We start from the raw sequence: 20735 nt of genomic DNA, 5'->3' as shown, positions 1-20735 counted from the left end.
AATTACTGACGACGCAAGTTGTCAATTTTGTCTTCATCCAACTCAATACCTAAACCTGCACCTGTTGGAAGGTGTAATTCAAAGTCTTGGTACTGAAGTGGAGTTTTTAAAATTTCTTCGGTCAGCAATAACGGACCAAATAATTCTGTGCCATAAGCTAAATTCTGGAAGGTCGAGAACACATGCGCAGATGCAATCGTGCCGACAGGGCCTTCAAGCATTGTGCCGCCATATAGGTCGATGCCTGCCAACTGTGCAATTGTTGCAACTTCACAACCTTCGATTAGACCCGCAGATTGGGCAACTTTAACTGCAAATACAGATGCAGCATTACGTTTTGCCAATTGATAAGCGCTTTGTGGGCCCATCAATGATTCATCTGCCATGATGGCAATATCAAATTTACGTGTTAAACGCTCCATGGCATCAATGTTGTCAATTGCACATGGTTGTTCAATTAAATCGACACCACCATCTTGTAAAAGCTGGATGCCTTTAATTGCTTCAAGTTCTGACCAAGCACGGTTTACGTCTACACGAATAGAAACGTCTTTACCCAATGCTTGTTTGATTGCCAATACGTGTTCTACATCTTGCTCTACTGGGCGTGAACCGATTTTGAGCTTGAATGTGTTGTGGCGTTTAGCCGCAATCATTTTTTGTGCTTCAGCGATGTCTTTTTCTGTATCGCCAGATGCAAGTACCCATAACACAGGAACCGAGTTGCGTAGGCGACCACCTAAAATTTCACTTAAAGGTTGGTTTAAGCGCTGCGCTTGAATATCTAATAAAGCAGTTTGAATGGCACATTTCGCGAAACGGTTGCCATTGATATTCTTTTTAATGACCTGTAAAGTTTGCGCAACATTCAAGCCAGCTAAAGTTTTTAGCAATGATGCGAAATATGTTTCGATATTGGTTTTTACGCTTTCTGGGCTTTCTTCACCATAGCCCAAGCCGCCAATCGTGGTTGCTTCGCCCCAGCCAATAAAACCATCTTCAGTGGTGATTTTGACTAATACAAGGGTTTGGGTTTGCATGGTTGCAACCGCCATCTTGTGTGGACGGATGGTTGGTATTTCCACCAGCAAAGTTTCTACTGACTTATACATGGTTTGCCCTTCATATCATTGCTTTATTACAGTTATGTGATATACCTTAAAAGAATAAATTGCATTGGTCGAAGATCAAATATGCATTTTTTTATACTTAAAAGGTATTTTGAGCTATGGAACTCAGACATTTACGTTATTTTGTTGCTGTTGTAGAAGAGCAAAGTTTCACCAAGGCAGCAGAAAAACTCTTTATTGCTCAACCACCTTTGAGCAGACAGATCCAAAATTTAGAACAAGAGCTTGGAATTCAACTATTTGAGCGTGGAAGTAGACCGCTTAAGACCACCGAAGCAGGCCAATTCTTTTACCAACATGCCGTTAAACTTTTGTCTAATGCGGAAGAAATCAAGTCGATGACAAAACGTGTCGGTATTGCTGGTCGTACTGTGACTATTGGCTTCGTTGGTTCTTTATTGTTCGGATTATTGTCAAGAATTGTGTATTTGTTTAAGCAGCAGCATCCGCATTTAAAAATAGAAATGGTGGAAATGACCACCAATGACCAAATTCAGGCACTTAAAGAAGGGCGCATAGATGTTGGATTTGGACGCTTAAGAATTTCTGATCCTGCAGTTAAACGTATCTTATTACGTGAAGAACGCTTGATGGTTGCAGTACATTCGAGCCACCCATTTGCGGCACAAAAAGAAGGTGTATATTTGGCGGATGTTGTTGATCAACAAGTATTTTTATATCCAAATCACAACAAGCCAAACTTCTCTACCCAAATTCGTGGCGTGTTTTCTGAGTATGGTTTAGAACCTCGCAAAATTCGTGAAGTGCGTGAATTACAATTGGCGTTGGGTTTTGTTGCTGCAGGTGAGGGCTTGTGTATCGTGCCAGAAAGCGCACAAAGTATTCATTTGGCACATTTGCACTTTATACCTTTATTAGATGACTCGGCTGTAAGTCCTGTGTTTATGGCAATTCGTAATATGGATGAAAGTGAAGACATTCGATCTTTGTTTGACTGCATTTATCAAGTTTATGATTTGGAAGCATTTACTTATGATCGCAATGTATTCTAGTAAAGCCATATAAAACAAATATTTATAACTATATTTTTTATATAAAAGCACAGATATTTTTAACAAAATACTGTTATGTGAATTGCCTGAAAAAACTTTTTTAAGCATCACATTACAGTATTTTTTTCGCCTTGTTATTTTTATCTATTTTAAAATCAATATCTTACAAATTATAGACTTTTTAGGTATGTATCCATGCCTATTCAGTTTTGGACAAATTTTAACTTATTATTCATTGTGTGCATCTGAGTTGGAGTAACGGACTTCACAATTAGGAGGTGAAGCAAGATGCAAAGCAATAAAATTAATATTAATACCTTGATTGACGAGGCCAAGTTCACGCCATTCCATTGGGGCGTATTGTTTTGGTGTTTGATGATCATTATTTTTGACGGTTACGATTTGGTCATTTATGGGGTTGCATTACCATTACTTATGCAAGAGTGGGCGCTCAGTGCGGTACAAGCAGGTTTACTGGCCAGTACGGCATTGTTTGGCATGATGTTTGGTGCCATGACCTTCGGTACGTTATCGGACAAGTTGGGTCGTAAAAAAACCATTATGATCTGTGTGGCTATTTTTAGTGGCTTTACCTTCTTTGGCGCATTTGCGACTAACCCTGTTGAATTTGGTATTTTACGTTTCCTTGCAGGCTTAGGTATTGGCGGTGTAATGCCAAACGTAGTGGCATTAATGACTGAATATGCGCCAAAGCGTATTCGTAGTACTTTAGTTGCACTTATGTTCAGTGGTTATGCGATTGGTGGTATGACATCAGCATTGTTGGGTGCATGGTTAGTGCCAGAGTTTGGTTGGAAAATCATGTTTTACATCGCAATTATTCCATTGGTGGCTTTACCATTAATTTGGAAATTCTTGCCTGAGTCACTCATGTATTTGACCAACAAGAAAGAAATTGAGCAAACCCGTAGTATTGTGCAAAAAATTTCACCAAGCCAACAATTAAATGGTGACACTGAGTTTGTACTGAATGAAGTGACTAAAGGCGATGAAGCACCTGTAAAAGCATTGTTCCAGCAAGGCCGTATGTTCAGTACGTTCATGTTCTGGATCGCATTCTTCATGTGCTTGTTAATGGTTTATGCTTTGGGCAGCTGGTTACCAAAATTAATGATCCAAGCGGGTTATTCATTGGGTGCAAGTATGATCTTCCTATTCGCACTGAATATTGGTGGCATGATTGGCGCAATTGGTGGTGGTGCATTGGCTGACCGCTTCCATATCAAAAAAGTACTCACCATTATGTTTATCTGTGGTGCAGCAGCATTAATTCTGCTTGGCTTTAACAGTCCACAAATTGTGTTGTACACCTTAATTGCAGTTGCAGGTGCAGCGACAATTGGTTCACAAATCTTGCTTTATACTTTCGTCGCACAATATTACCCATCTACTGTACGTTCTACAGGTATGGGCTGGGCGTCAGGTATTGGTCGCATCGGTGCAATCGTTGGGCCAGTACTCACAGGTGCACTATTAACCATGAATTTACCGCACCAAATGAACTTCTTTGCTATTGCGATTCCAGGTGTAATTGCTGCCTTAGCAATCTTCATGGTGAATTTAAAAACGTCTGTAGAAGCTAAAGCCGCTGCGGAGCCTGCTGTAGAAAGCAATCCAGTCGCACAAAAAGCAACCCAATAATTTCTTTACCTTTCCATTAATCTACAGTCATCAATGATATAGATCGCCATCGTAAGAGATGGTGATCTGTTGCTAGAATTTGATGGCACAATAACAAGCGAGTTTAGGATGAACGCGAAAATATTAACCCAATCTACACATTTTCAATCTACAACGGTTCGACCAACAATGCAGCGTACGCTCATGATGAGCATGATTGCATTGAGCATGGGCGGTATGAGTGTTGCAGCACAAGCGCAAACTCAACAGCAAAAAGAAATTGAACAACTTAGACAAGAAGTTCAGGCTTTACGTGGTTTGATTGAGCAGCAAAAAGTACAAAATGCACAAACTGCAACAGCAATTGCCAATGTGCAACGTACTGCAGCAGCGCCAGTTGCTAATCCTGTGTTAAAAACTGCCAAAGGTGCCGAATTTAATCTATATGGTAATGTGCGTTTAGATGCTTCTTATCAGGTAGAAGGTGGCGCTAAAGATATGCCGTATAACCAAATTAACGGTGTACCACTTGAAGGCAATAAAGAACAAAGTGATCGTTTAAGATCAACACTTTCTGCAACCCGTTTAGGTTTAGATTTTAAAAGCCCTGTGGGTGAACAAGACGTAAAAGGTAAACTTGAAGTTGACTTCTTGGGTGGAGCAAATCTTGATAACTTACGTATTCGTCATGCTTACTTGAACTACGGCAACTGGTTAATTGGTCAAACTTGGTCAAACTTTGCGATTCCAGACTATATGCCAGAAACCATTGATGCTTTGGCGTATGTTGGTGGTGCGGTGAAACGTACACCACAAGTACGCTATACAACAAAGTTTAGCCCACAAACCAATTTGGTGGTTGCAGCTGAAGACCCTAAAGACAGTTCAATCAACCAGCGTTTACCTGCATTAACTGCGCGTTTAAATCATCAATTTGCAGATAATTTAAATGTCAGCGTACGTGCGATGGGACATGAAAAACGTGTCAATTCTGATGAAGAAATGGCATGGGGTGTCGGTGTAGGTGCTAAATACGATGTTGTACCGGGCACGACTTTAAAAGCCGATTATTACCATGTAAAAGGTGATAGCAGCTTTGTATCATTTACCAACAAAGGTGTTGCTGTTACTAACCTTGATGACAAAGGTGCGATTACTGCAACGAGTGCTATCGCAGCGCAAAGTGAATTCGATTCAATTATGGTCGGTATTACACAAAAGTTTGGTGACAAAGTGCATGGCACTTTGGGTTATGGTTATATGAGTTTTGACAAAGACCCTAACTACATTGCAGCAACGAAAGACACAACCACGATTAACAAAGACTTATGGCAAGCTTGGGCAAACGTATTCTATAGCCCACGTAAACCGTTAAGCTTTGGTTTAGAATATGTTTATGGTGAGCGTGAAGCATTTGGTGAAGCAGCAAATGGCAGCAAAACAGGTGAAGATAACCGAATCAATGCAGTCGCAATTTATAACTTCTAAAATTGTACTGTAAACCACAAAAGAGCTGAGCCAAAAACTCAGCTCTTTTTTTATTGTCGGGTGATCGGCTTGGCAATTAGGCATGAGTATATTGCGTGATGTGCTGTTGTATCACCTCAGACAAAACATCCAATGCAGCAGCAATATCACTGTTCCAAGCAAAAGAGCAGTTTAAACGGATAAAGTTCTGGCTGACCTGTTCAGAACGGAATAACTGACTTGGCGCAATGCCAATCTTGTTTTGAATCAATAGCTGATAAATCGTATAGCCATCTATATATGCAGGCAGTTCAATCCATAAAAAGTATCCACTAGAATAGTAGTGAATTTTGCAGGTTGGGTTTAAGCGTTGTTTCAACTGCTGATAAAACACTTTTTTGTGTTTTTCTAATTGCTTGCGTAATTGACGCAAATGTTTTTCATAATGATGATGTGACAGAAAATCGACCAAAGTGTTTTGCAGTAAGGGACTTGCAGAAACCGTGCTCATGAGTTGCAAATGCTGAATAGCATTGGAAAATTGTCCTGCATAAACCCAACCAACCCGCACAGCAGAACCCAAAGTTTTAGAAAAAGAAGCGCAGTGCAGTACCCGTTGTTGTCGGTCAAAATACTTCATGGGTAGCGGTTTTTGCGTTCCGTAATACAATTCTTGATAGACATCATCTTCAATTAAATACACTTGATATTCTTCAAGCAAACTCGCAATACGTTGCTTAATTTCATCTCTGACACTAAAGCCAATAGGGTTATGAATATTCAACATCAACCAGCAGACTTTAATTGGGTATTGTTTTAAGGCTTGTTCAAATGAGTCTAAATCGAAACCTGAAACAGGGTGTTCTGGAATGGTAATCACCTGTAAACCAAGACGTTCAGCCGCTTGCCATGCACCATAAAAAATAGTTTCTTGTAATAGAATAAAATCTCCAGGTTTGGTCAAAGCTTGTAATGACAAATTGAGCGCATCTAATGCGCCAGATGTAATGACAATGTCATTTGCATGGGTGGGTATGCCTTGTAAACAGTAGCGATTTGCAATTATGGTTCTTAATTCATAATTGCCCGGTGGCATGTGGTCGTGGCTAAAATAACTGCTTTTTCGCTTGGCGTGCTGCGCTAAAATTTGCATTAACTTTGGGTTAAACAGTAATTCTGCATTGGGAAAGGCAGAGCCTAAAGGACTGACATCTGCAGACTGAATTGATTTTAAATAGCCAAAGACCAAAGAGTTCATTTGAATATGTGCATTTAAACTCAAACTGCTTGGTACAGGTCGTTCAGTTTGATTGAGACGTTCTGCGACATAAAACCCCGACTTTTGTTTAGCGTAAACCAATCCCTGAGCTTCAAGTTCTTGATAAGCGTTTAGCACGGTCATTAAGCTATAACCACTGATTTGTGATTGTTCTCTTAACGAAGGTAACTTGCTATGTGCTTTCCATGCACCATTTTCAATGAGTTGCCGAATGTTCAACGCCAATTGTTCAGATTTATACATGGTATGACTCAAGCATTTTTTGCAGCTGTTACTTATTTTGATCTATTTTTAGGTTTAAAACATTAAATAATTTCTGTTTTTATAACAGATTGGCATGTATCTAAAATCAACTGTTATAGTTTTTAATGAATATTTTGTATCTACAGCAATGCTTTAGAATTTTACATAATCTGTATATCCCCATAATCTGGCTAGATTGGAGTCGATATGCAAGAAGATAACTCACGCAAACCACAGAAATATGCCGATAGCAGTATTTCAGACAAAGCATTTAAGCACATGATTATTTGGTTTACCGTGTATGTAGCTTTATTTTGTATCGGAGTGGCTGTTGTGGTGAATTTAGATAAGTTCTAAACAGTTTTTGAATAACAGCACACCTATAATCGCTTCAAGATATGAAAAACATTCATTTGAATTTTAATGAATGTTTTTTTGTTTATAAAAGAGATCGTAAGCGCATAACTCAAAAGCAATAAAGATCGCAAAAATAACGGAATAGGCGTAAATTATAACTTTATCAGTAAAGCATTTGTGGTTGCAATGATTTCGAGTTGGGTGCTCTTTACCTTAATGGCTGCATTTATGCAGGCATGGCGCAATGCCTTTCAAAAACAACTCAGCACAAGTGTAGATGTTTATGGCGTGACTTTGGCACGTTTTATTTTTGCCTTGCCTTTTGCACTGGCGTATTTAAGCATTTTACAATGGCAGCAGCCTGTACAAGCAAAACTGCATTTTAGTTCGATGTTTTGGCTGTATATCATTATTGCAGCAGTGTGTCAGATTTTAGCCACAGCTTTAATGGTAAAACTGTTTCAACAGAAAAATTATGCGGTGGGTGTCGGACTTGCCAAAAGTGAAGCAGTTTTAGCCGCAATTGTAGGCGTGATTTTCCTACAAGAACATTTAAGCGCATTGGCTTGGTTAGGTGTTGCGATAGGCGGTATTGCGGTATTTCTACTGAGTAAAGGCAATCAACGTAGTGATTTTTCATTCACAACTTTAGCCATTGGAATCGGTAGTGGACTCAGCTTTGCGGTGACTTCTTTATTGGTGCGTGAAGCCAGTCTAGAGCTGGATTTCTTACCGTTTATTCACCGTGCTGCATGGGTTTTGGTGTGGGTCATTGGCTTACAATGTTTTATCTTATTGGCTTTTTTAGGTATATTTAAACGACATACCTTATATGCCATGTGGCAGCGGGTTGGATTAACTTTTAAAGTGAGCGTCTGCAGTTTTTTAGCATCACTGGGCTGGTTTAGTGCCATGAGTATGCAAACTGTGGCGATTGTGAAAACACTCGGACAAATTGAAATATTATTCAGCTTACTTATTTCAGCGTATTTCTTTAAAGAAAAACTTGCCCGTACCGATCATTGGGGATTGGGATTGGTCGTGCTTGCAGCAATGTTGGTCATTTGGGCATAGTGTTATATTTCACAGCTATGTAGTTTCAAACTTATGTCAAATCCGTTGACTTCATTTGAGCATCTCAGAAATATAAAAATAAAGATTCTCTATCCGTACAATCTCGTTAGAATACTCACAGCTTATCTTAGAGAATTGTCATGTCTAAACCACAGCAAAAGCAAAAAAACTCAGCCTTGGCAGAATTGATAGAAGAACAAAAACTGCTCTGTGAAGAATTTGGTTCAGCCTATATTGCTGTGAGTGGCGATGATGTTGTCGCAGTTGTAGTCCAGACCTTAAATAAAGATCCACTTGTGGGCTTGCGTAAAGCGCCAGAAGGTGAAGAAAAAGTCGCGTGGTACATTTATGGCGGTGAATTGGGTGAAGATGACGTGAACTTTGAAACCATGCCTGTACGCGAGCTACAAGATATTTTGCCCGATGTGCTTCCATACTTGGCTTTAGAACAAGGCTACCGCTTTATGATTGATGCTGATGACTATGAAGATGTCTGGAAAGAAGGCGATGAGTCTTAAGCCTATGCGCATGTCGAACATGGCAAAAATATCGGTGAGCATTATGCTTGGACTGCAAAGTCTGAGCGTAATGGCACAAGGTATTCAAGCGCAGCAGTTGGCACTTGAAGCATCATCGATGCCTATTACAATCCAACACGCAGTCGATGGATTGACCCAAACGCAATATCAATATTTGTTAAATCAATACACGCAAATTGTGAATGACAGCAAAAAAATACTGGATGACCCAGCTAGCCAAGCAACGGCAGAACAACAAAAACAGGCATTTTGTGCACGCTATCACGCCTATAAAAATATTGCTGAAATTTCCGAGCACAATCCAAACTTGTATCCTGCACCTGTGATGTTAATGGTGGCAAGGCGTTATTTAGAGCAGCAGCACAACAGTTTCACGGCTTCAGGTATGACTGAACAAGTTTTTTGTGCAGGAGCTACATCTAAATAGTGTGATCTGCCTTATAAGTGAATAGCAAATCTGAAGATTGAAGATGCAGACATATAAAACCCCAAAACTGGGGATCCCTTTTAAGCAGATTGTGAAGTCATACTTCATTTTTTATCAATTTTCATGCAAAACTGACTTTGCAAAGACTGTAGAATCTTTTAACTTGCAGGTAGTGAACTGAGGGATAGGCGACATAGATGAAATGGGATGAAATTGGCGAGCAGCCTTGTTCGATTGCACGAACCTTGTCGGTGATTGGTGACCGTTGGACGATGCTGATTATTCGTAATGCCTTTATGGGTATGCGTCGCTTTGATGATTTTCAACAACATTTAGGCGTAACGCGGCATGTATTGTCAGATCGTTTAAAGCGTTTGGTGGAACATGAAATTTTAGTCAAAGTGCCTTATGTAGAGCGCCAAGAACGTTTTGAATATAAATTGACTGAGAAAGGCTTGGAGCTTTATCCCTTAATGCTGTCTATGGCAAATTGGGCAGATAAATGGATGGATCAAGGTTTAGGTAAGCCTGTGGAATACATCCATAAAAATTGTGCTAAGACGTTTCAGCCTGTGGTGGTATGTTCGGAATGTGGTGAAGAACTGCATGCCAAGCAAGTAAAACCACATTTTACCCCAGTGTATTATCAGTACATCCAAGCACAGCAAAATTTAAAACAAACCTAAATCAGTGCCGTATTAATCAGCAACAGTTTGTCTATAAGCAGTTGGCTGGTTTAGGAATACCCGCTAAACGACTTAAATGCCGTGCCACCAAACCTGTATTAAATTTTTCCTGCAAAACAGCGTTGTTAATCTCTGGGCTTACAGTTTTCATTAAAAATTTGATTAAAGGACGGGTTGCAGGTGAGTGTCCAAATTGCTGATAAAATTGGCGTACAGCGTGCAAAACTTCAAAATGCCAAGCTGTGAGTTCAAGCTCTAAACTTTGCGCCAATTCTTGCGCCACTTGTTCATTCCAGACAGTGTAATCCAGCAAATGTCCATCTTGATCTAATTCTAGTGTCATCTCTTGTTTCATTCACCCTTAAAAATGCTTTGCATTGGTTTCATATCATTACGGCTTGCTATTTTAAGCTGATACAGCGCTGATGTGCTAAACACAGCGTTGCAAAAGCTGCATAATTAATCGGCTGTACATTTTCCGCCAAATGACCATTCAATATTTCTGCATCATTTTCCAGTACATATATTTTGTCTAGCTGGGCACAGAGTGGATGTTGCTGATGCAATACCGCATCACCCATAAGTACAACGCTGTCTTGCGGAGCATACAAGGCATTTAGCTCTGCTAAAATTGTTGCGGTGCTATCAAAGCTCGCTTGGATTAAATATAAATTTGCGTCAGACATGCTTTTCTCTTTAGATGTTTAGATATGGTCAAATGATCAATCAGATTGTTAAACCACCGATCAACCTACCAATATAAAACTCGATCAAAGGTTTGAATCAGCTCCCGATTCAGTTCCACCCATTCAATTTCATGTACCGTATTTTTGATAAACGGCGAGTTAGCATGTTTATTTTCAATCAAAATTGGGCTGAGGTCATAAAACTCAAAGCTATCGACCAAATTGGATGCCACTTTAAAAGCATGTTTTAGTGAATCAAATGCCAGTTCCGACTGTAATAGGCTTAATGCCGCATCTTGTAATAACACTTTGACTTCACAACCAAAAGTTGCCAGTACCATTGTTGCAGACAAGCTTTCATGCACTTGTAAGCTGTTTAAATTGGCCTGACGTAAAACCACGAGTACAGTTTTCACACAATTTACCTTTTAAATGCAACAGATTTACAAAATGAATCGCTTAAAATTGAATCAGGCGTTTTGTGCTTTGCACTGCATCGGCCAGTTCGCCCAAGCCAACCAATTCAAAGCCTGCGGCTAAATTGTGTTGGCTCAGTTGATGGCGTTTGGCATTGTCTGCATCGCTAATACCACGTGCCAGTGCGGCACTTACACATACGGGTAAACGAATAGACAATTTTTGCCATTCTGTTTTGAGGTTGCGTTGATCATCGGGTACCCATTGCAACTCATTCGCTACAGCAACGCCATCTTGATAAAAAAACACACGAAAAGCCTCATTTTTCTGTTGTAAGGCTTGAGCAAGACCGAGTGCATGCCATGCATGAATAGAGGTTGGTGCGGAGGTTATTAGTAATAAGGTGCTCATCAAAATTCACTAATGCAATGTGCCAAGGCGCATTCAGACTTTATAAAAAAAGGTAGTATAAATGATTTTAGTGACTGGTGGTTTAGGCTTTATAGGCTCACACATTGCATTAAGCCTAATGGCTCAAGGGCAAGAGGTCATTATTGTAGATAATTTATCCAATGCAAGTATGCAGACTTTAGAGCGACTTGAATATATTGCAGGGCGTTATGTGCCTTTTGCCAAACTGGATGTAAGAAATACGCCTGCGCTGAACAAAGTTTTTGAACAATATTCGATTATTGCGGTGGTGCATTGTGCAGGGTTTAAATCTTTAGAAGAATCGGTGCTTAAACCACTGGAATATTATAACGATAACGTCAGTTGTATTATGAGTTTATTGCGTTCCATGCAACGTACAGGTGTGCGTCGTTTAGTGCATCTTTCAAGTATAGCGGTCTATGGCAAGTCAGGATTGAATCTGGAAGAAAGCCAGAGTTTTAATTACACCTATGCCAATCCGTATGTGAAATCTCAGCAGATGGTTGAAGAAATCATCCGCGATACTTTTAGAACCGATAATGAATGGAATATTGCTATTTTGCGCTTGAGTAATATAGCAGGTGCATTTGAACACGGCATTTTAGGTGAAGTCGTTGCTCCGTTACCTAAAAATATTATTCCTTTGGCGATGCAAGTCGCAGTACAGCAGCGTGAAGCGATTGAATTACGTCAGCAAGCTAATACTGCAGATCAAACTGTAGAACGTAGCTTTGTGCACGTACTCGATGCCTGTGATGCTGTGATTGCAAGCCTGCATTGGTTATTTGAGCAAACGCATAGCTGTGAAGCTTTTAATATTGCGGGAGAAGTGGTTTCAATTCAACAATTACTTGCACGTATTAGTGAAGTCACTGACACTGAAATTGCTACAGTTCCTGCAATTCATTATGAATATCCTGAGTTAGATCAGTTAGGTGCAGTCGTAGATAAGGCACAACAATATTTACACTGGCAGCCAAAACGTAGTCTGGAAAAAATGCTAGAGGATGAATGGCGTTTTTATCAAAATACGCTTAAGCATTAAAAGTAAGCGCTATAAAATTCGTTGAGATGCGATTCACGAAGCCTCATAGCTGAAACAGATACAATGCAACGGAATTATTGATAATAATTATCATTTACTAGGCTGTCTGTTTTTTATAAGATCGAGATAAGAGCACATGACATCATTGAAATCACGAAGGAATGAGGCTGAACATGCAAACACGTATTGAACATGACACCATGGGTGAGGTTGAAGTTCCGAATGACGCGCTTTGGGGCGCACAAACTCAGCGCAGCTTACAAAATTTTAAAATCGGCAATGAGCGTTTACCACGCGCCATGATTCGCGCTATGGGTTTGGTTAAAAAAGCTGCGGCAATAACCAATGCAAACTTAGGGCAAATCCCTCAAGAGTTGGCGCAGTACATTGTCGGTGCAGCAGATGAAGTCATTGCAGGGCAGTGGGACAGTCAATTTCCTTTGGTGGTGTGGCAAACAGGTTCGGGTACGCAAAGTAACATGAACTGTAATGAAGTGATTGCCAATATCGCCAATCAAAAACTGGGGAATCCTTTAGGTGCACAAAAGCCTGTACATCCGAATGATCATGTCAACCGCGCCCAATCGACCAATGATTCTTTTCCAACTGCAATTCATGTGGCAGCGAGTTTGCAAATTAATGAACTGCTCATTCCTGCAGTAAAGAGTTTGCGCGATACGTTGCATGCGAAAAGTGAAGAATTTTCTGAAATTGTCAAAATTGGACGTACACATTTACAAGATGCGACACCATTAACTTTAGGGCAGGAATTTAGTGGCTATGTATCGCAGCTAGATCATGGTTTAAAACGTCTAGAACAGGCTTTAACAGGCTTGTATGAGTTGCCATTGGGCGGTACAGCAGTCGGTACAGGCTTAAATGCACATCCTGATTATGCGGTACAGGCAGCGGAGCAATTGGCACAGCTAACAGGCTTAGCATTTGTGACTGCACCAAATAAGTTTGAGGCTTTGGCGGGGCGTGATGCTGCGGTATTTGCTTCAGGTGCATTAAAAACTTTGGCGGTGAGTTTAAATAAAATTGCGAATGATATTCGCTGGTTAGCCAGTGGCCCGCGTTGTGGTTTTGGTGAGCTGCGTATTCCAGAAAATGAACCTGGTTCAAGTATTATGCCGGGCAAGGTTAATCCAACACAAAGCGAAGCAATGACCATGGTAGTTGCACAGGTATTGGGCAATGACACCACAATTAACGTGGCTGGTGCATCGGGCAATTTTGAGCTGAATGTATTTATGCCAGTAATTGCATATAACTTATTGCAATCTATTCAACTCTTGGGCGATGCATGTAATAGCTTTAATGAGCATTGCGCCGTTGGCATTCAAGCAAACCGTGAAAAAATAGATCACTTTTTGCATGATTCACTCATGTTAGTGACCGCTTTGAATCCTGTAATTGGTTATGAGAATGCAGCGGAGGTGGCAAAAACAGCTTATAAGGAAAATAAAACCTTAAAGCAAGTTGCAGTAGAGCTGAATTTGGTCACAGCAGAGCAGTTTGATGAAGTGGTACGTCCTGAACAGATGATTGCTCCGAATACCAAATAGTCAGTTTTAAGTAAATTGAGAGGTCTGTGTTTGTCTGCTCAAGATGACAGATAAACACAGACTTTGTTTATAAAAATCAGTGAAACTTTGAAGTATTCTTTCTTATTAAAATTATGTTGTGTATAATTACACAATGAACAGCAAAGACATTATTAAGCGTCTTGAGCAGGAAGGCTGGTACAAAGTGGGTGGTAAAGGCGACCATGAAAAGTATAAGCATCCTGAAAAGCCTGGACATGTTGTGGTACCACATCCACGTAAAGATATGCCAATAGGAACTCTACGCAATATATATAAACAGGCTGGTTGGGAGTGGAGGTAAAAATGTTATATCCAGTATATGTTCACAAAGATGAAGATAGCGCATACGGTTTAACCTTTCCTGACTTTGATGGATGCTTTAGCGCAGCAGATGAGATGCAAGATATTCAGCGCATGGCACAGGAAGCGGTTGAAGTTCACTTTGATGGTGAAGATATTCCGTTACCAGAACCATCAAGCCCAGAGCAATGGTTAGGTGATGAGCGATTTGAGGGGGGTTTTTGGTTGTTAGTTGATATTGATACAACAAAAGTAAATACAAAGTCTATTCGTATTAATATCAGCATGCCAGAAGCTTTAGTGAAACGTATTGATGCTGTTGCAAAAAAACAACATTTAAGCCGTTCGGCATTCTTAGCTAAAAGCGCGGAAATGGCGTTGCATTAATCAAGTAAAATATACTAAACCCAGCCTAAATGCTGGGTTTTCTATTGCACCTAATTTGAATGTAGAGGGGTAATTCATCCTAATACGATTTTAAATTTATGTGTTGGTTTAAAGACATAATTTGCATAACGGCAGAATAGGCTGCTACAAGGTGCTATCTAAATGTAATAGTTAAAAACCCGTCATTTAGTCGCATTAACCACTTTTAGATGCTTTCTTTTATGTCCGTTCCTTATTCAACTTACATTGATTAAGCTGCCATAATTGCTAGAATACGCAATACTTCAAAATACTGTTTTGCTAAAGTTTTGCATTTATTTTGCAAAATTTAATTTTTTTATAAGCAACTCAATATCTTAACTACGGAAATTTTCAATGCTCTCAATTTATTTAACAGATGTTCAGCAACACGTGCAATTTAAAGATTACCCGGGTGAGCAGCCTGTTAAATTTATCTTGAATTTTAAAAAGATTTTTCCAAGTGTAATGGAGCTTTTACTACCTGTATTGCCTGAAAATGAAAATCTGGAAGAAATGACGTGGGAATCAACCACTGCAGATTTAGAGTTATTTAAATTGCTGCTCAGTGGGTGGGGCGTGATTGAATTACGTTTAAATGCGCTCAGTCAGTTCAAGGGCAAGACATTTGCAGATCAGTTAGTGAAACAAGCCCAACAAAAACGTAAAGATTTCGCCAAAGCACAACAACAATTACAAACTGTGGAGCTAGATTACTTATTTATGCATGAAACACATGCCTTAATTGATGCTGAATTGGTAGAAGTAGGTGAAAAGTTCTATTTGCCAATTTTGCGTGATTTATGGAAAGGCAAAGTATCTACAAAAGTATTGGAAGCGAAGTTTTAAGAACAAACCCATATTAAAAAGCTGTCTCGGCGGCTTTTATTTTTTATAGAATCATACAAGACGATTAGCAACCACTTGCAAATTCAAGATTAATTCAAAATAGCCTAAGCAAAGATTTTAGAAATTTCCTCTCTTAAGAAATAATGCCTTGAATTTTCCTGTAAATCTTTATGCCAATACATCCCCATATTAATTACAGGCAAGTCTACAGGCACATCAAAAATATTCAATTTTTGGCTCATATTCAAATGCTTTAAAATCATTTTAGGAATAGTTAGTATGGCTTGAGGATGCTGCTGTAAAATCTGTAACGCCGTAGAATAGTGCTGACAACGTAAAAAAACCTGCCGTGATAATTGCTTTTGATGCAAATAAATATCTTCTAGCAACATACCAGTACGCCGTGATGAAACCCCAATATGTGCAGAAGATAAATAAAGTGCAGTATTCATTTCTTGTTGTGAACTACAGACCACAAATTGGTCTTGAACTAAGGATTGAAACTGAATTTTATCGCCAAAGTTTTGTTCTAAATCAATTACAAAATCAATTTGTTGTGTTGCTAAATCTGCCAAAACCGTTTTGCGGTCTAATTTGTGGCTCAGAAATTGAATATCCAAGTTCAACTTTTGAAAATGCGCCACCAATTTAGGAAAAATAATCGGTTCAATTTCATCATGGATAGCAATTTTGAGCGATTGCAACATATTCGGCTCAAATTGCTGTTTCTGTATTGCAATACTTTGAATCGCCAACAAGGCATTTTTAATAGTCGGATAAATTTGCTCGGCAAAAGGCGTAGGCAGCATTTTATTGCCACTTCGCACCAGTAAATCATCTTGTAAATGTTGTCTTAAACGCTGCAAAGCATGACTGGCGGCAGATTGGCTAATACACAAAATTTGTGCAGCTTTGGAAATACTGCGCTGCTCATAAATTGCAACAAACATCGGGTATAAATTGATGTCTAAACGATGAAAAACGGTAAGATCAACTTTTGCATTGTTATGAACATGATTCATAGTGTTTTATTGAATTAAATCATTTTGTTCATATTACTTTTCAAGTTAAGGTGTTGTAAAGCAATGAATACAATATTTTAAGGGATTTGAACCATGTTTGAGCTATCTGCACGCGCCAAAGACTATATAGAACGTACCAAAGCCTTTATTGCCAAAGAAATTGAGCCGATTGAAGCTGAATTCTGGGCAGAAGTTCACGAATTAAATCAGGGTGGTGACTGGACTAAATGGCAATGGCCAGCACAATTAGAACAATTAAAAGCCAAAGCCAAAGCTGCAGGTTTATGGAATATGTTTTTACCTTGTCCAGAATTAGGACAAGGTTTGTCGGTACAAGAATATGCACACATTGCAGAGTTGAGTGGACGCAGTTTGATTGCGCCAACCGTATTTAACTGTAATGCACCCGACAGCGGCAACATGGAAGTTTTATGGCGCTATGGTTCTGAAGCACAAAAGGCAGAATGGCTGACACCGCTGCTTGAAGGTAAAATTCGTTCTGTGTTTTGTATGACTGAACCTGCAGTGGCTTCAAGTGATGCGACCAATATGCAGGCAACAGCAGTCGTAGACGGCGATGAAATTGTCTTGAATGGTCGTAAATGGTGGTCTTCAGGTTTGGGCGATCCAAATGCCAAAATTATTATTTTTATGGCGCATACGCCCGATGAAACTAAAGACCGTCATCATCAACACTCTATGGTTTTAGTCCCTGTAGATACTGCGGGCGTTAAAATTGAACGTATGTTACCTGTATTTGGTGATTACGATGCGCCACACGGTCATGGCGAAGTTAGTTTTGATAACGTGCGTGTGCCTGTTGCCAACTTTATTGGCGGTGCAGGACAAGGTTTTGAAATTGCACAAGGTCGTTTAGGGCCGGGGCGTATTCACCATTGTATGCGTTGTATTGGCGCAGCAGAAAAATCTTTGGAATTGATGATTGACCGTGGCATGAGCCGTACCGCATTTGGCAAGGAAATTCTGAAACTCGGTGGCAATTTGGAGCGCGTAGCGGAAGCGCGTGTGGCGATTGATCAAGCACGTTTATTAACTCTCTATGCAGCCTATAAAATGGATACTTTAGGCAATATGGCAGCACTTACCGAAATTTCTGCCATTAAAGTGGTTGCACCAAGTGTCTTGGAAAAAGTAGTTGATATGGCGATGCAGATTCATGGTGGTGCAGGCGTATCTAGAGATACACCGTTGACAGGTTTCTTTGCCCAAGCGCGTAGTTTACGTCTTGCCGATGGACCAGACGAAGTACACAAAGGCATGATTGCCAAACTTGAGTTGGCTAAACGTGGTTATCGTAGCAGCCGCAAAAAATAAGTCAGTTGCGAATTTTTTATTGTGTCGCTTGGTAGTGTATTCGGCAATATTTCTGATATTGCCGATACATCTCAAGAGAACACGGAAAATCTATGTTAGATTAAAAAAATTGGAAAATTAGGGAAAAATAATGTCAGTTATTGATGTAGGCGGCACAGTACGCGAAGGCGAAGAACTCGATATTCAGGCAGTGACAGCATGGTTAAAACAACAAAATGTCGATGTCGTAGAACCTGTAGAAGTCACACAATATTCAGGCGGTGCATCGAACTGGACATATCGCCTTAAGTACAGCAATGCTGATTTAATTTTGCGTCGTCCGCCCAAAGGTACTAAAGCTAAATCTGCACATGACATGGCGCGTGAATATCATGTGCAAAAGAATTTAGCCCCGTTTTATCCTGTGTTACCTGAAATGGTGGCGTTGTGTCAGGATGAAGCTGTAATTGGCTGCGATTTTTACGTGATGCAACGTATTGAAGGCATTATCCCACGTGCAAAATTGCCACCAGAGCTTGATTTTAGCGAAACTCAAGTACATGAACTTTGTGTAAATGTCATTGATAAACTGATTGAGCTGCATCAAGTACCTTATGCAGGAACTGAGCTAGAAAAATTAGGGAAAGGTGATGGTTATTGCCGACGTCAGGTAGAAGGTTGGGATGCACGCTATGCCAAAGCACATACCATCAACGTGCCATCTTTTAAATATGTGCGTAAATGGTTGTTAGACCATATTCCTGTAGATTCAAAAACCTGCATTATTCATAACGACTGGCGTTTTGATAATGTGATTTTAGACCCGAAACATCCGACTCAAGTGATTGGCGTTTTGGACTGGGAAATGGCAACACTGGGCGATCCACTCATGGATTTAGGCTCGGCTTTGGCATATTGGGTTGAAGATACCGATAATCAAATTTTTAAAGCCACCCGTCGTCAACCAACGCACTTAAAAGGCATGTTCACACGTCAGCAAGTGGTGGACTATTATTTGCAAAAAACAGGCTTGAGCACCGATAACTGGACATTCTATGAAGTGTTTGGAATTTTCCGTTTAGCGGTGATCGCCCAGCAAATTTATTATCGTTATTTCCACAAGCAAACCAATAATCCTGCATTTAAGGATTTCTGGATTGTCATTCATGCTTTGCATATTCGTGCCTTAAAGTTAATTGGTTTACAAAAACTGGAAGCAAATGAACTAGCACAAAAATATATCGCCAAATTTAAGGAATTGATGCCGAAATGACCACCATTTATTTAATTCGTCATGGGCAAGCATCTTTTGGGGCAGAAAGTTATGATCAACTTTCGCCTAATGGTGAGTTACAAGCCAAATTGCTCGGACGTTATTTTGATCGCATTTTAAAAGAAGCACCCTATGTGGTGGCTGGTTCAATGCAGCGCCATCAGCAAACTGCACAACTGGCTTTGGCAGAATGTTTTCCTGAGGTCGAAATTCATACCGACAGCGCATGGAACGAGTTTAATCATCAACAGGTTTTCGCGCAGTATGAACCGCGTTTTAATCAACCTGAATTGATGAAAGAAGATGTCGCCAAAGAGGTCAATCCTCGTGCATATTTGGCAAAAATTTTTGAAGGTGCGATAGAACGCTGGACGGGCGGTGAATATCACCATGAATATGAAGAATCTTGGCCGCATTTTAAACAGCGTGTCGAAGATGCATTGCAGCATTTATGTGATGACTTAGCCCAAAAACAACCACGATATGCTGTGGTATTTACTTCTGGTGGTGTGATTTCTGTGGCTGCAGGTAAAATTTTAGGCTTAACGCCCAATAAAACCTTTGCATTGAACTGGGCAATTACTAACTCAAGTATCACCACTTTACGTTTGGTCGGCAGTGAACCACAACTGTTAAGCTTGAATGAACATCATTTTATTAAAGCTGAAAACTCAAATTTATTGACTTGGATTTAAGGATCAAACCATGACAAAAACAATTCTAATTACAGGTGCAAGTTCAGGTATTGGTGCGGGTATGGCACGTGAATTTGCTCAAATGGGTTATAACCTTGCAATTTGCGCCCGACGTTTAGAGCGTTTGGAAACGCTGAAACAAGAACTGGAAAGCCAGTTTGGTATTCGTGTTATTGCAAAAACGCTGGATGTCACCAATTATGATCAGGTGTTTCAGGTGTTTCGTGAATTTAAACAAGATTTTGGACAAATTGACCGCATTATTGTCAATGCAGGCGTGGGCGAAGGACGTCGCATTGGTAAAGGTAATTTTGCCATCAACAAAGCCACAGTAGAAACCAACTTTATTTCAGCTTTGGCGCAGTGTGAAGCCGCGGTTGAAATTTTCCGTGAGCAAAACTCAGGGCATTTGGTGATGATTTCATCTATGAGTGCCATTCGTGGTATGCCAAAACATCTTACTGCTTACGGTGCAAGTAAAGCTGCAGTAGCACATTTAGCAGAAGGAATTCGTGCAGAATTAATTGATACACCTATTCAAGTTACGACTATTTTCCCTGGTTATATTCGTACCGAAATCAACGAAGGTGCAAAAAAACTGCCTTTTGAAGTTGATGAAAAAACAGGTTCACGCTTACTTGCTGCAGAAATTGAAAAAGCGCCAATTAAAGCCTATGTACCTAAATGGCCATGGTTGCCATTGGGCTTAGCTATGAAAGTTTTACCATTAAAATTGGTCAATAAACTCGGCTAAATAGCAGCGATATCATAGTATTTGAATAGCATCCTGAAATTTAAAGCTGATGATGAATGCAATCACTTTAAATGACACGATGCTATTTTTATATTTGA

General features: G+C 39.9%; 24 protein-coding genes. 17 read left to right on the top strand and 7 right to left on the bottom strand.

Annotation, left to right across the window (positions count from 1 at the left end; genetic code table 11):
• Window positions 1–2: 2 nt before the first annotated feature.
• Window positions 3–1112: a muconate/chloromuconate family cycloisomerase gene (locus FTU70_RS03800; RefSeq protein ID WP_180060053.1), complete on the bottom strand. Its 1110-nt coding sequence runs from the start codon at window positions 1110–1112 to the stop codon at window positions 3–5.
• 116 nt (window positions 1113–1228) lie between these two features.
• On the opposite strand from FTU70_RS03800, the gene FTU70_RS03795 reads away from it, so the two are divergent.
• From FTU70_RS03795 to FTU70_RS03785, 3 genes are all read left to right on the top strand, one after another.
• Complete coding sequence (locus FTU70_RS03795; RefSeq protein WP_179988978.1) at window positions 1229–2143, top strand: LysR family transcriptional regulator; 915 nt, start codon at window positions 1229–1231, stop codon at window positions 2141–2143.
• A 288-nt stretch (window positions 2144–2431) separates the two neighbouring features.
• Complete coding sequence (locus FTU70_RS03790) at window positions 2432–3805, top strand: MFS transporter (protein WP_163145796.1); 1374 nt, start codon at window positions 2432–2434, stop codon at window positions 3803–3805.
• Window positions 3806–3913: 108 nt separating this feature from the next.
• Window positions 3914–5272: a DcaP family trimeric outer membrane transporter gene (locus FTU70_RS03785; RefSeq protein ID WP_179988977.1), complete on the top strand. Its 1359-nt coding sequence runs from the start codon at window positions 3914–3916 to the stop codon at window positions 5270–5272.
• Window positions 5273–5348: 76 nt separating this feature from the next.
• Here FTU70_RS03785 and FTU70_RS03780 read toward each other — a convergent pair whose 3' ends face one another.
• Window positions 5349–6773: a PLP-dependent aminotransferase family protein gene (locus tag FTU70_RS03780; protein WP_179988976.1), complete on the bottom strand. Its 1425-nt coding sequence runs from the start codon at window positions 6771–6773 to the stop codon at window positions 5349–5351.
• A gap of 207 nt (window positions 6774–6980) precedes the next feature.
• Between FTU70_RS03780 and FTU70_RS03775 the strand changes: the two genes are divergently transcribed.
• The 5 genes from FTU70_RS03775 to FTU70_RS03755 all read left to right on the top strand — a co-directional run bounded on the left by FTU70_RS03775 (window position 6981) and on the right by FTU70_RS03755 (window position 9856).
• Window positions 6981–7130: a hypothetical protein gene (locus FTU70_RS03775; RefSeq protein ID WP_004973540.1), complete on the top strand. Its 150-nt coding sequence runs from the start codon at window positions 6981–6983 to the stop codon at window positions 7128–7130.
• Between the two features lie 186 nt (window positions 7131–7316).
• The gene (locus FTU70_RS03770; protein ID WP_167846019.1) at window positions 7317–8204 is read left to right on the top strand and encodes a DMT family transporter; all 888 of its coding nucleotides are present in this window, start codon (window positions 7317–7319) and stop codon (window positions 8202–8204) included.
• A gap of 140 nt (window positions 8205–8344) precedes the next feature.
• The gene (locus FTU70_RS03765) at window positions 8345–8722 is read left to right on the top strand and encodes a hypothetical protein (RefSeq protein WP_180060051.1); all 378 of its coding nucleotides are present in this window, start codon (window positions 8345–8347) and stop codon (window positions 8720–8722) included.
• Window positions 8712–9170, top strand: coding sequence for a hypothetical protein (locus tag FTU70_RS03760; protein ID WP_225530225.1), 459 nt, complete (start codon window positions 8712–8714; stop codon window positions 9168–9170). Before FTU70_RS03765 ends, FTU70_RS03760 begins: the two co-directional genes overlap by 11 nt.
• 197 nt (window positions 9171–9367) lie before the next feature.
• Complete coding sequence (locus FTU70_RS03755) at window positions 9368–9856, top strand: helix-turn-helix domain-containing protein (protein WP_179990623.1); 489 nt, start codon at window positions 9368–9370, stop codon at window positions 9854–9856.
• A 31-nt stretch (window positions 9857–9887) separates the two neighbouring features.
• On the opposite strand, the gene FTU70_RS03750 is transcribed toward FTU70_RS03755, so the two are convergent.
• The 4 genes from FTU70_RS03750 to tusD form a co-directional block, all read right to left on the bottom strand.
• A complete protein-coding gene (locus tag FTU70_RS03750) occupies window positions 9888–10199 on the bottom strand; it encodes a TusE/DsrC/DsvC family sulfur relay protein (RefSeq protein ID WP_026438386.1) in 312 nt (103 codons plus the stop codon).
• Between the two features lie 58 nt (window positions 10200–10257).
• On the bottom strand, window positions 10258–10542 hold the full coding sequence (locus FTU70_RS03745; RefSeq protein ID WP_004973553.1) for a DsrH/TusB family sulfur metabolism protein: 285 nt from the start codon (window positions 10540–10542) through the stop codon (window positions 10258–10260).
• 65 nt (window positions 10543–10607) lie between these two features.
• Window positions 10608–10958 carry a hypothetical protein gene (locus tag FTU70_RS03740; RefSeq protein ID WP_004973555.1) on the bottom strand — a complete coding sequence of 117 codons (351 nt, stop codon included), beginning with the start codon at window positions 10956–10958 and terminating at the stop codon, window positions 10608–10610.
• Between the two features lie 43 nt (window positions 10959–11001).
• Window positions 11002–11370: a sulfurtransferase complex subunit TusD gene (tusD, locus tag FTU70_RS03735; RefSeq protein WP_104851975.1), complete on the bottom strand. Its 369-nt coding sequence runs from the start codon at window positions 11368–11370 to the stop codon at window positions 11002–11004.
• Between the two features lie 61 nt (window positions 11371–11431).
• Between tusD and FTU70_RS03730 the strand changes: the two genes are divergently transcribed.
• From FTU70_RS03730 to FTU70_RS03710, 5 genes are all read left to right on the top strand, one after another.
• A complete protein-coding gene (locus tag FTU70_RS03730) occupies window positions 11432–12436 on the top strand; it encodes an SDR family NAD(P)-dependent oxidoreductase (protein ID WP_096902815.1) in 1005 nt (334 codons plus the stop codon).
• Window positions 12437–12609: 173 nt separating this feature from the next.
• Window positions 12610–14004 (top strand): class II fumarate hydratase, encoded by a 1395-nt coding sequence (fumC, locus tag FTU70_RS03725; RefSeq protein WP_096902814.1) that lies wholly within the window; start codon window positions 12610–12612, stop codon window positions 14002–14004.
• A gap of 133 nt (window positions 14005–14137) precedes the next feature.
• Window positions 14138–14326, top strand: coding sequence for a type II toxin-antitoxin system HicA family toxin (locus FTU70_RS03720; RefSeq protein WP_004973562.1), 189 nt, complete (start codon window positions 14138–14140; stop codon window positions 14324–14326).
• A gap of 2 nt (window positions 14327–14328) precedes the next feature.
• Window positions 14329–14712, top strand: coding sequence for a type II toxin-antitoxin system HicB family antitoxin (locus FTU70_RS03715; RefSeq protein WP_004973564.1), 384 nt, complete (start codon window positions 14329–14331; stop codon window positions 14710–14712).
• Between the two features lie 375 nt (window positions 14713–15087).
• Window positions 15088–15579, top strand: coding sequence for a hypothetical protein (locus FTU70_RS03710; protein ID WP_004973565.1), 492 nt, complete (start codon window positions 15088–15090; stop codon window positions 15577–15579).
• A gap of 104 nt (window positions 15580–15683) precedes the next feature.
• Here the strand turns inward: FTU70_RS03710 and FTU70_RS03705 are convergent, their stop codons facing one another.
• A complete protein-coding gene (locus FTU70_RS03705) occupies window positions 15684–16601 on the bottom strand; it encodes a LysR family transcriptional regulator (RefSeq protein WP_104851971.1) in 918 nt (305 codons plus the stop codon).
• A 93-nt stretch (window positions 16602–16694) separates the two neighbouring features.
• Here FTU70_RS03705 and FTU70_RS03700 point away from each other — a divergent pair, with 93 nt between their 5' ends.
• From FTU70_RS03700 to FTU70_RS03685, 4 genes are all read left to right on the top strand, one after another.
• A complete protein-coding gene (locus FTU70_RS03700; protein ID WP_180060049.1) occupies window positions 16695–17936 on the top strand; it encodes an acyl-CoA dehydrogenase family protein in 1242 nt (413 codons plus the stop codon).
• A 130-nt stretch (window positions 17937–18066) separates the two neighbouring features.
• Window positions 18067–19188: a phosphotransferase family protein gene (locus tag FTU70_RS03695; protein WP_179994188.1), complete on the top strand. Its 1122-nt coding sequence runs from the start codon at window positions 18067–18069 to the stop codon at window positions 19186–19188.
• Window positions 19185–19883 carry a histidine phosphatase family protein gene (locus FTU70_RS03690; protein ID WP_004973573.1) on the top strand — a complete coding sequence of 233 codons (699 nt, stop codon included), beginning with the start codon at window positions 19185–19187 and terminating at the stop codon, window positions 19881–19883. The genes FTU70_RS03695 and FTU70_RS03690 overlap by 4 nt, the downstream gene beginning before the upstream one ends.
• Before the next feature lie 10 nt (window positions 19884–19893).
• A complete protein-coding gene (locus FTU70_RS03685) occupies window positions 19894–20637 on the top strand; it encodes an SDR family oxidoreductase (protein WP_004973576.1) in 744 nt (247 codons plus the stop codon).
• The last annotated feature ends 98 nt before the right edge of the window (window positions 20638–20735 follow it).

This window comes from Acinetobacter sp. YH12135 (genome assembly GCF_013418565.1).
Classification (GTDB): Bacteria; Pseudomonadota; Gammaproteobacteria; order Pseudomonadales; family Moraxellaceae; genus Acinetobacter; species Acinetobacter towneri.
The sequence above is the reverse complement of the archived record's forward strand: the minus strand, read 5'-3'. Positions and strand labels throughout refer to the sequence as shown.